This window comes from Bacillus sp. JJ1127, assembly GCF_036965845.1.
Lineage (GTDB): Bacteria > Bacillota > Bacilli > Bacillales > Bacillaceae_G > Bacillus_A.
This window is the reverse complement of record NZ_JBALQK010000203.1, coordinates 1-9,081: the sequence shown is the minus strand read 5'-3', so window position 1 is coordinate 9,081 and position 9,081 is coordinate 1. Positions and strand designations below refer to the sequence as shown.

Annotated in this window: 7 protein-coding genes and 2 pseudogenes; 7 read left to right on the top strand and 2 right to left on the bottom strand. The window is 33.4% G+C overall.

The features are described from left to right. Nucleotides 1-421 precede the first annotated feature (421 nt). The 4 genes and pseudogenes from V7183_RS18890 (at nucleotide 422) to V7183_RS18875 (ending at nucleotide 4,909) form a co-directional block, all read left to right on the top strand. Nucleotides 422-1,795: a UDP-N-acetylmuramoyl-tripeptide--D-alanyl-D-alanine ligase gene (locus V7183_RS18890; protein WP_335360460.1), complete on the top strand. Its 1,374-nt coding sequence runs from the start codon at nucleotides 422-424 to the stop codon at nucleotides 1,793-1,795. Nucleotides 1,796-2,177: 382 nt separating this feature from the next. Beyond that, a complete protein-coding gene (locus V7183_RS18885) occupies nucleotides 2,178-3,398 on the top strand; it encodes an aspartate aminotransferase family protein (RefSeq protein WP_335360459.1) in 1,221 nt (406 codons plus the stop codon). 97 nt (nucleotides 3,399-3,495) lie between these two features. Further along, nucleotides 3,496-3,573, top strand: a pseudogene (locus V7183_RS18880) (DNA-binding response regulator); the annotation flags it as partial. Nucleotides 3,574-3,706: 133 nt separating this feature from the next. Next, complete coding sequence (locus V7183_RS18875) at nucleotides 3,707-4,909, top strand: L-lactate MFS transporter (RefSeq protein ID WP_335360458.1); 1,203 nt, start codon at nucleotides 3,707-3,709, stop codon at nucleotides 4,907-4,909. Between the two features lie 106 nt (nucleotides 4,910-5,015). On the opposite strand, the pseudogene V7183_RS18870 reads toward V7183_RS18875, so the two are convergent. Next, nucleotides 5,016-5,263 (bottom strand): annotated as a pseudogene (locus V7183_RS18870) (IS66 family transposase); the annotation flags it as partial. Nucleotides 5,264-5,678: 415 nt separating this feature from the next. Here V7183_RS18870 and V7183_RS18865 point away from each other — a divergent pair. Beyond that, nucleotides 5,679-6,068: a cupredoxin domain-containing protein gene (locus V7183_RS18865; protein ID WP_335360457.1), complete on the top strand. Its 390-nt coding sequence runs from the start codon at nucleotides 5,679-5,681 to the stop codon at nucleotides 6,066-6,068. 307 nt (nucleotides 6,069-6,375) lie between these two features. Here V7183_RS18865 and V7183_RS18860 read toward each other — a convergent pair whose 3' ends face one another. Beyond that, nucleotides 6,376-7,527 carry an ArsR/SmtB family transcription factor gene (locus tag V7183_RS18860; RefSeq protein ID WP_097895748.1) on the bottom strand — a complete coding sequence of 384 codons (1,152 nt, stop codon included), beginning with the start codon at nucleotides 7,525-7,527 and terminating at the stop codon, nucleotides 6,376-6,378. Between the two features lie 126 nt (nucleotides 7,528-7,653). Here V7183_RS18860 and V7183_RS18855 point away from each other — a divergent pair, with 126 nt between their 5' ends. Then, nucleotides 7,654-8,154 carry a GNAT family N-acetyltransferase gene (locus tag V7183_RS18855; protein WP_097895746.1) on the top strand — a complete coding sequence of 167 codons (501 nt, stop codon included), beginning with the start codon at nucleotides 7,654-7,656 and terminating at the stop codon, nucleotides 8,152-8,154. Between the two features lie 70 nt (nucleotides 8,155-8,224). Then, on the top strand, nucleotides 8,225-9,081 hold an 857-nt coding region (locus V7183_RS18850), incomplete at its 3' end, for an MFS transporter (protein ID WP_335360456.1).

Here is a 9,081-nt window from a genome sequence, read left to right as displayed (position 1 = left end):
CTTCCTTACAGGTTAGAAGGAGCGAAGGTTTCTAATAGCGTTAAAATGTAGTATTGAAATTTGGTTAAAAATCTTATTATTACGATAAAATAAATACCGTTTCTAGTTATTCAGTTCATTCGAGCCTATATGAATATACACAGCACATGATAGTCGTATGAGCAAAAAATATCCCGCGTTCTTCTATTATTTCACAGTTAATATAATTAAACCAGATTAGTAATGTTGCCGTAGATGTTCCAGTAGAAAAATGTTTTAGACTGAACTTCGTTAATTTAATTGGATTTCTCTGTTCGTGTTGGCTTAATTTAATAATAAAGATTTAGGCTGAGAGTAGTTTTCATTTCGTAAAAGAGTATTTATTGAAATAAAAGTAGTAGATTAGATAATAAAAAATACTCATAGATGGAGAGTGCCAATTTTGATTCAAAGAAGGTTACTTGAAATAGAGCAAATGGTAATCGGAGAAGGTTTACAGACTAAATATCATAATTATCTTATTAAAGGGGTTTCTATTAGTTCAAAAACGATAAGACCTGGAAATTTATTTATCCCAATTGTTAGGTTAAAGAATGGACATGATTATGTGGAAGAGGCTATACAGCAAGGTGCTATTGCTTCTCTTTGGGAGAAATCTCAGCCAAATCCACCTAAAGGTATTCCATTAATTTTTGTAGATGATACGTTGATAGCTTTGCAACAATTGGCACGTTCTTACAGAAATCAACTGTCTGTTCATGTAATTGGTGTTACAGGAAGTAACGGAAAGACAACAACAAAGGATTTGATTAACTCTGTACTCGGTACAACTTACAAGGTTCATAAAACAAAAGGAAATCTGAATAGCCAAATCGGTTTACCGTTAACAATCCTAGAAATTGAAGAGGATTGTGAAATCGTAGTATTAGAAATGGGGATGAGTGAACGTGGACAAATCCAACGTTTGTCAGAAATTGCTCAGCCCAATTTAGCTGTTATCACGATGATTGGACAATCGCACATACTAACATTAGGTTCAAGAGAAGCAATAGCAGATGCAAAGTTGGAAATAGTAATGAACTTAAAGGAACAAGGTCTACTTATCTACAATGGGGATGAACCACTTTTAAAAGAAAAAATTCACGCATTGCCCAACGAGAATCAAATTAAATTTATTAGAATTGGTGAATCTTCTTCAAATGACATTTATCCTGTGTCTATGAAAGAACATTCAACAGGGATTGATTTTACATTAAACGATGAAGTAACTTATTTCATACCTCTCCACGGAAAACATAATGTTTACAACGCTATTATTGCTATAAAAGTCGGTCAGCAATTCAATTTAGATCAACAAAGCATTCAACAAGGATTAAAACAAGTGGAATTAACAGAAATGCGTTTTCAAATGTTAAAAGGAAAATTAGGAACTACGGTTATTAATGACGCTTGGAATGCTAGCCCTTCTTCTGTTAAGGCAGCAATAGAAACATTTGAACAACTTGTAGGATATGAGAAGAAAATTATTGTGTTAGGCGACATGTTGGAGTTAGGTCAAGAAGAAGAAAATTATCACCGGAATATTGGTCAAATATTAAATCCTAATACAATAGATTATATTTTTACAATTGGAGAACGCGCAAAAATGATTGCACAAGAAGCAAAATTTAGATATACAAAAGGAACCGTAAAAGCATTTCTTACAAAAGAAGAAGCTATTACAGAAATTCTCTCTGTATGTAATCCGGAAGATGCAGTCTTAGTAAAAGGATCAAGAGGAATGACATTAGAAGAAGTAGTCCAAAAATTAATATGACAATTTAATCTTAATAAATTATCGCCGTTAAGGGAAGTAAGAAGAACAAGAGGTGTTCTTTTTATGAAAGCACCTCAGTAATATACAATTATTATACTTTTTTCTATAGTCTAAACTATTTTTTAAATAAAATAATAGAAGAATCGTATCAAGGTAAGCATTTGCAACTAGTATTTATGTTTACACTTTACTATGAATAAATACTAATAAATTATAATTGAAAATATATAAAACTATTGAAAGGTAGTAAACAAAAATTCTATGCTCATATATTTTTTCTAACATGTAAATCGGATGACGGTGTAGTCAATTCAGCAGTTGTACCGAATTTTTGTGTTGGAAAATGTAAAGACACTATGATTACACCTAGGAGGAATCATGCATGACTGATTGGTTTCAATTAGATAAAGAATATGTAATGTCTGCGTACCACCGCATGCCGGTTGCTATAGAAAAGGGAGAAGGCTGTAAGCTTTATGATGTGAATGGCAAAGAATATCTTGATTTATTCTCTGGTGTAGGAGTGAATATATTAGGCTACAATCATCCTAATATTATAAAAGCTACCTTTGAACAAGTTAAAAGATGCTTACATCTTCCTTTTCATTTCTTAAACCCAGTTGCTATTGAATACGCAAAAAAATTAGTCGATTATTCTTTAAAGGATGGGAAAGTTTTTTACACAAACTCTGGTGCGGAGGCTACCGAGGCAACCTTAAAACTAATCCACAAGTACAGACATATAACAAATCAAAAACGTGATGGAGTGATTGTACTCAAAGAAAGTTTTCATGGACGTACATTAGGTGCTCTTCACTTTACAAGACAAGAAAGTGTGTATCAGAATTTTCCTCGTACGTCTATTCCTGTATATGAAGTGGAACGAGAGAATTTAGAGGAACTTGAAAGAACTATACTCAAAGAAAATCCGATTGCTATTATGGTAGAGCCAGTATTAGGAAGTGGTGGTATATACCCTTTGTCGGGTGGATATTTAAAAGGTGTTGAAGAGCTTTGTAGACAGTATAATATGTTATTTATTGTTGACGAGGTGCAAAGTGGTATAGGGAGAACTGGAAAATTGTTTGCTTATCAACATTTTGATATTACACCTGATATTATTCAATTTGGTAAAGGAGCGGGAGGCGGTACACCCTTAGGAGGAATAATAGTAGGTTCCCGACTTTATGATATATTCTCACTAGGTGATCATGGAACAACATTCGCACATTCACCAATCGGTACGGCTTTAGGTTTAGCTGTATTAAAAACATTAATTGATGATGGTTTAATGCAAAAGTCTTATAAAATGTCCTTATATTTAAATGAAAAACTTCAAAAAATTCAGGAGGAAAACCCTTCTTTTATTAAAGAAGTACGTCATTGTGGAATGATGTTTGGAATTAGTATTCATGACACGAATAAAAACGTAAAAAAACTACAGTTAGAATTACTAAATAAGGGTATGCTTGTGGACGTTACAAATGGCAATACGATTCGTTTACTACCCCCTTATATTATTACAAAAGCAGAAATCGATGAATTCATTAATCAGTTTCTTTCTTGTATCCCCAAATCAGTCGCCTTGACAAGCGTGTTGTAATATATGTTTATTCTTTTTGCTATTTACTATTGTGGCGTTAGCATAAAGTCGTACTGTTATACCCTTTAGCTATTATTATAGTTAAAGGGTATTTATCATTTTTATGAAAGAGGATTCAAAAGTACCTGTAAGCCGTACTTATGCAAAAGAACTAAAGAAGCTGCTTCGTATTTAACGAGCAGCTTTTTGCATTTCATCCTTCTTTTTCTGTAACTGATTCCATATATTTGACGCTCTGTGTTGTAAGTGCTTACGGAATCGTTTACATCCTATACAATGAAGCTATCAAATCGAAAGAGGTGGATGGTATGAAAAAATCATCTATTAATCCGTGGCTTGTTGTCCTTGGTACAGTCATTGTACAAATGGGACTTGGAACGATATATACATGGAGCTTATTCAATCAGCCTTTAGTGAGCAAATACGGCTGGGGTCTTAACGCTGTTGCTATAACCTTCTCAATTACTAGCTTTTCTTTAGCATTTTCAACTTTGTTTGCAGGTAAATTACAAGAGAAATTGGGACTTCGTAAACTCATTATGGTATCCGGATTAGCCTTAGGAATTGGCTTGATGCTTAGTTCACAAGTTTCTTCATTATTAATGCTTTATGTATTAGCAGGAGTTGTTGTAGGTTACGCAGATGGTACAGCCTATATTACTTCACTATCCAATTTACTAAAGTGGTTTCCAGAGCGTAAAGGTTTAATTGCTGGTATATCTGTCTCCGCATATGGTACGGGTAGCCTAATTTTTAAATACATTAATGCAAAGTTCATTGATTCAGTTGGTGTATCACAAGCGTTTTTATATTGGGGCTTAATTGTTACAGTTATGATAGTGATAGGCGCTTGTCTTATCCATCAAGCCGCTGAACAAGATACAGTTCATGAAACAAAAAGTCGTGATTATACAACAAGAGAAATGCTAGGTACAAAACAAGTTTATCTGTTATTTATCATGCTATTTACATCATGTATGAGTGGCTTATACTTAATTGGTATGGTAAAGGATATTGGTGTTCAACTCGTAGGGCTTAGCGCAGCAACAGCAGCTAATGCTGTAGCTATAGTTGCAATCTTTAATACGGTTGGCCGAATCATTTTGGGACCGTTGTCAGATAAAATCGGCCGTTTAAAAATTGTTACTGCAACGTTTGTCGTTATAGCTACGTCTGTCTTTGTTCTTAGTTTTGTGGATTTAAATTATGGCATTTATTTAGCCTGTGTAGCAAGTGTTGCTTTTTGTTTTGGTGGAAATATCACTATTTTCCCAGCCATTGTTGGTGATTTCTTCGGTCTAAAAAATCATAGTAAAAACTACGGCATCGTGTATCAAGGCTTTGGTTTTGGAGCACTCGCAGGTTCCTTTATCGGTGTAATTCTAGGTGGATTTAAACCAACTTTTATGGTGATTGGCGTATTGTGTGTCGTGTCATTTATCATCGCTATCTTCATTCAACCACCTAATCAGCAAAAAGAAAAACAAGAAAATTATCGCAGTGTAGCGTGATTTAAATTTTCATTACATTCTAAAAGTAAACGTAAAGTAACTCCAAAATATACAATAAAAGTTGATTTTGGAGTTCTTTTTTATTTACTTCACTTTTTTCCCATTCTCTTGTAGGTTGATAGTCATAGAGAACGATAGGGATGTCCTCTCGTCCTGTACGGTATAACCACAGATAGGACTTGGTTGTTGCTGCCCAGGTTCGCGTAAGATTTGGAAGGTTGTTTCGTCTGCATGAAGGATGGTTCGAGTAAGTAGATGCTCATGCATCCTTTCATACAAAGCCACTAACCGACAATCGGCCCCATATAATAACCAATTTCCTATCGTTTGTCGTGATAAGAAGATTCCCATTCTTTCTTTAATAGGTGTCTTTTCATAAAAAAATCTTCACATGTAGTATGTAAGGAGATTATCTCATGAGTTATTTACAAATAGTAGGTGGGGAATTTTACAATAAAGTCGTTTGAAAAATAATAAAGTTGTTAAAAAAATGCGGGTCATTCTATTCAACAATCGGACCAGATTGTTGAATATTAACTTGAAGATGATGAAAATATTTTGTTTGAATGTGAAGTATAACACATAAACGAATGGTGCAGGTTAATTGAAGAAGAATGGATTCTAGGAGATCGCCATTAGAGTCGATCTTTTTTCTTTGTCACTGTTTCAGATAAAAGAGTTACTATTTGAAGCACGTTGGAACTCTATTTATAGTGATACTATTTTATGAATTGGAAAACAATAGTGCTTAGGAAAGGAAGGATTGCGAATGTCTGTGAAAAAGTGGTTAACTGGATTGGTCGTTTTGCTTGTGATGATTGTGGTTGTGACAACTCCAGGCTCACTCAGTGTATTTGCCGAATCCGGCGTCGTAACACAGCCCATTGAGTCAGTGAAAATGATTGAGGTCGAGTTGAACGATGATTACTTTAATCCGAATGTCATCACTATTCCGATTGGAAGAACGACAAAGTTGATATTGAAAAACCAAGGTAAGAAAGAGCACACCTTCACAGTGAAAAAGCTCGGAATTGACGCCGAAGTCCAGCCGGGAAAAGAAAAAACCATTACCGTGAAACCTAATGAGCCCGGTACATATGAACTGATATGTCGGTACCATTTCCAGAAAGGGATGGATGGAAAAGTAATAATCAAATAACAAGCAGGGCCAATCGGGCGCTATTGTTGAATAAAACTTAGATTTTTAAACGACTTTATTGTTATATTTTTTGTGTAGTGAAGTATCTTACATCAGGATTAAACAAGCAAATGAGTTTTGATTAAACTTTTTATAAAAACTAACTTCATAACAAAGTTTAACCCTCGTATTTTGATCAACCTTTTTTCAAAATGCGAGGGTTTCTTTTATTATAAAATCAACGTTTGCAGCACCATTTTAATCAAACTTTGTTCCAAACCAACACCTCTCTTTTACCATTAAATATGAGATTGTCGAACGTTTTTGATTAACGTCTTATATGATTTAAAAAAGTAATTGTTTTTTCAACCGTAATTTTATTAATAGAATAATACTTCGTTTTACCTTCTTTTCTCACATGAATAAGATCACCACCTTCTAACACGGCTAAGTGTCGAGATACAGTGCTTTGGTGTAATTCAGTCTCATTGATAATTTCTTGAGCGAATAATTCTTGTTTATTAGCAAGTGTCATTAATATCGTTAAACGTACTTGATCACCTAAAGCTGTAACAGCAGGGATGATTTCATCAATATTCAAGAGAGTATTGGTTTCTTCATTTTGTAGTTTAGTTGTTAATTTTGGTTCAAACAAAATATATAGTATCTCATCTATTTTAAAAATAGATAAAAAGTTTCCCATATGTAATGTTGGAATAAAAGTAATGTTTTTAGAAGAACGAATTGTTTCAACCCATGTATTGTTAGGATATAGTCCAGTTATCAAAAAAACAATTTCATCATTTGTTTTACATGTATGGGTAGAAATAGATTGTAATTTCGTAATTTCCTGGTACAAAGTATTCGAATAATTGAGCCATACAGGTTTAAATGCAGCTTTCCAAAAGTCTTTTAATAGGATAATGATTTTTATTTTCACTTCATTTGAATCTAGAAAAAAAGATATTTTTTCTTCAGTAGGTGTAATGCCCCAACTTTCTAAAACCGCAGCTAAAGCAATTCTTCTTGTAGGTGTATTAGATAAACTTTCTTCATCAAATTGAATACGATTTAATAGTTGATCTATTTTCTTGTCATTAGGTAAGTTAGCATAGTAATAATTTATATTTTCAATAATTGCATATGTAATTAACTCTTCGATTTCTTCGTTAGACAGGCTTTCCCACCAAGAAATGAAAGGTTCCCATTCTAAGTGTGTAGAATCCGTTAAATCTAATTTTTTTAAAATAAATTCCCTGAGTATTGCACCATGAGCGAGCACGGAGCGTAAAGAGAGTAAAATCTCATGGAATGCTTGTGATAGCTTGGGTACAGTTTCTGTGATCCAGGGAGAAGCCATGGTATTATTGCTTTTTTGGTAATCAACTAACAATATATTTGTAGCAATATTTACTCCGATAGATTGTATAATGTCAATATTTGCTTTTGGGTACGTTGTTGTAAGAAATTCTTTTTTCATAGAAACCTCCTAAAAATAAATATTTCATATTTACATATTCGATATTTGAATGTTGATATAATTTTATGGCAATTCAGAATTATCATCAACTAAAAATGTTATTTATAAATTTAGGGAGATGAAAAAATGATTCGAATTCAAAAAGCTTTGGTTTGTCATGTGGAAGGGATTTCTAAAGTGTGCTCAGATGGTTGGCGTGATACATATGTTGATTTAAGAGAAAAAGAGTATATAAATGCGGTTATTGAGGAGTTCTATCAATTTGAACGAATTTATAATGAAGTTACCCTGTCAATTAAAGGGTGGGATGGCTGGTATGTTGCTTTAGAGAATGGGGAAGTAGTTGGTGCTGGCGGAGGTGGTATGACAAGTGAAGAAGTAGGAGAGCTTTTTGTGCTGTATTTAAATCCTAGTAGAAGAGGAGAAGGTATTGGAACAATGCTTTTAAATGCAATTACAGAAAGACAAATTGAACAAGGTGCAACAGAACAGTGGGTTTCTGTAATGCAAGGGAATCAAAAAGGAATTCCTTTTTACGAAGCAAGAGGTTTTGTACAACAAAGTAAAGCAACAGCGTTTGAAAATGAAAAAGATTTGAAAATTCGCTATCGCAGAGATCTTTCATAAATTTATTCCGAAATAAAATATGAAAGAGGAGAGCATATTTTATAAAGCCATCTTGAAAAATAAAAATGTAATGTATTACTTACTGGGAGGAGGGGTTTCTAGCTTAGGCGATATATTAACTGGATTAGCTTTTGTTTTTCTTGCTTATGATTTAACTGGATCAGAATTATATACAACAGGAATGGTAATTGCGACAACGATTCCTTATCTTTTGCTTGGACTAGTGGGCGGTGTTATAGCCGATTGGGTGCAGAAAAAGAAATTGCTAATTATGATTGATATAATTCGTATTCCGCTCATTCTTTCTCTTGTTTTCAGCTATTACTTCGATGTTTTAACCTACACGTATATGATCATCATAAGCTTTTTTATTCAATGTTGCGGTTGTTTTTTTAATCCGGCACACCGAGCGCTGTTACCAATTATAACTCCTACAGAACAACGAAATATGACGAATAGTTTATATGATTCAGTAACGAGGGGGATTACTGTACTTAGCCCATTTCTCTCCATATTATTAATGAAGACAGTCGGTGTTATTCACTTTTTTACTATTGATGCGATTACATATTTCATAAGTGCTCTTTTTCTTATCCAAATGAATGTAACAGAAGACGTGATGGCTACAAAAAGAAAACATGTAAAGGAAGTATTTCTCTCATTACGTGAATTTTGGCTTTGGATGAAATCTAATAGACAAATTACATTTTTATTTCTTCTTACATTTACAATGGTCTTTATGAATACATGGATTTGGAAAGTCGGATTATTATTATCTTTGGAGGAGTTCACAAAAGAGAGTAAAGAGATTTATAGCGTCATTCAAGGGTTCTTTGGATACGTAGTAATCGTTACAAATATGATTATCCCTTTCATATGGAAAAACTTGAATTTAACTATTTATACAATCGCGTCTATCATTTGGGG

What these genes read in the sequence shown, in the direction of transcription:
- V7183_RS18885 (WP_335360459.1), top strand. Translation starts at nt 2,178, where the DNA reads ATGACTGATTGGTTTCAATTAGATAAAGAATATGTAATGTCTGCGTAC.
- V7183_RS18875 (WP_335360458.1), top strand. Translation starts at nt 3,707, where the DNA reads ATGAAAAAATCATCTATTAATCCGTGGCTTGTTGTCCTTGGTACAGTC.
- V7183_RS18865 (WP_335360457.1), top strand. Translation starts at nt 5,679, where the DNA reads ATGTCTGTGAAAAAGTGGTTAACTGGATTGGTCGTTTTGCTTGTGATG.
- V7183_RS18860 (WP_097895748.1), bottom strand. Translation starts at nt 7,527, where the DNA reads ATGAAAAAAGAATTTCTTACAACAACGTACCCAAAAGCAAATATTGAC.
- V7183_RS18855 (WP_097895746.1), top strand. Translation starts at nt 7,654, where the DNA reads ATGATTCGAATTCAAAAAGCTTTGGTTTGTCATGTGGAAGGGATTTCT.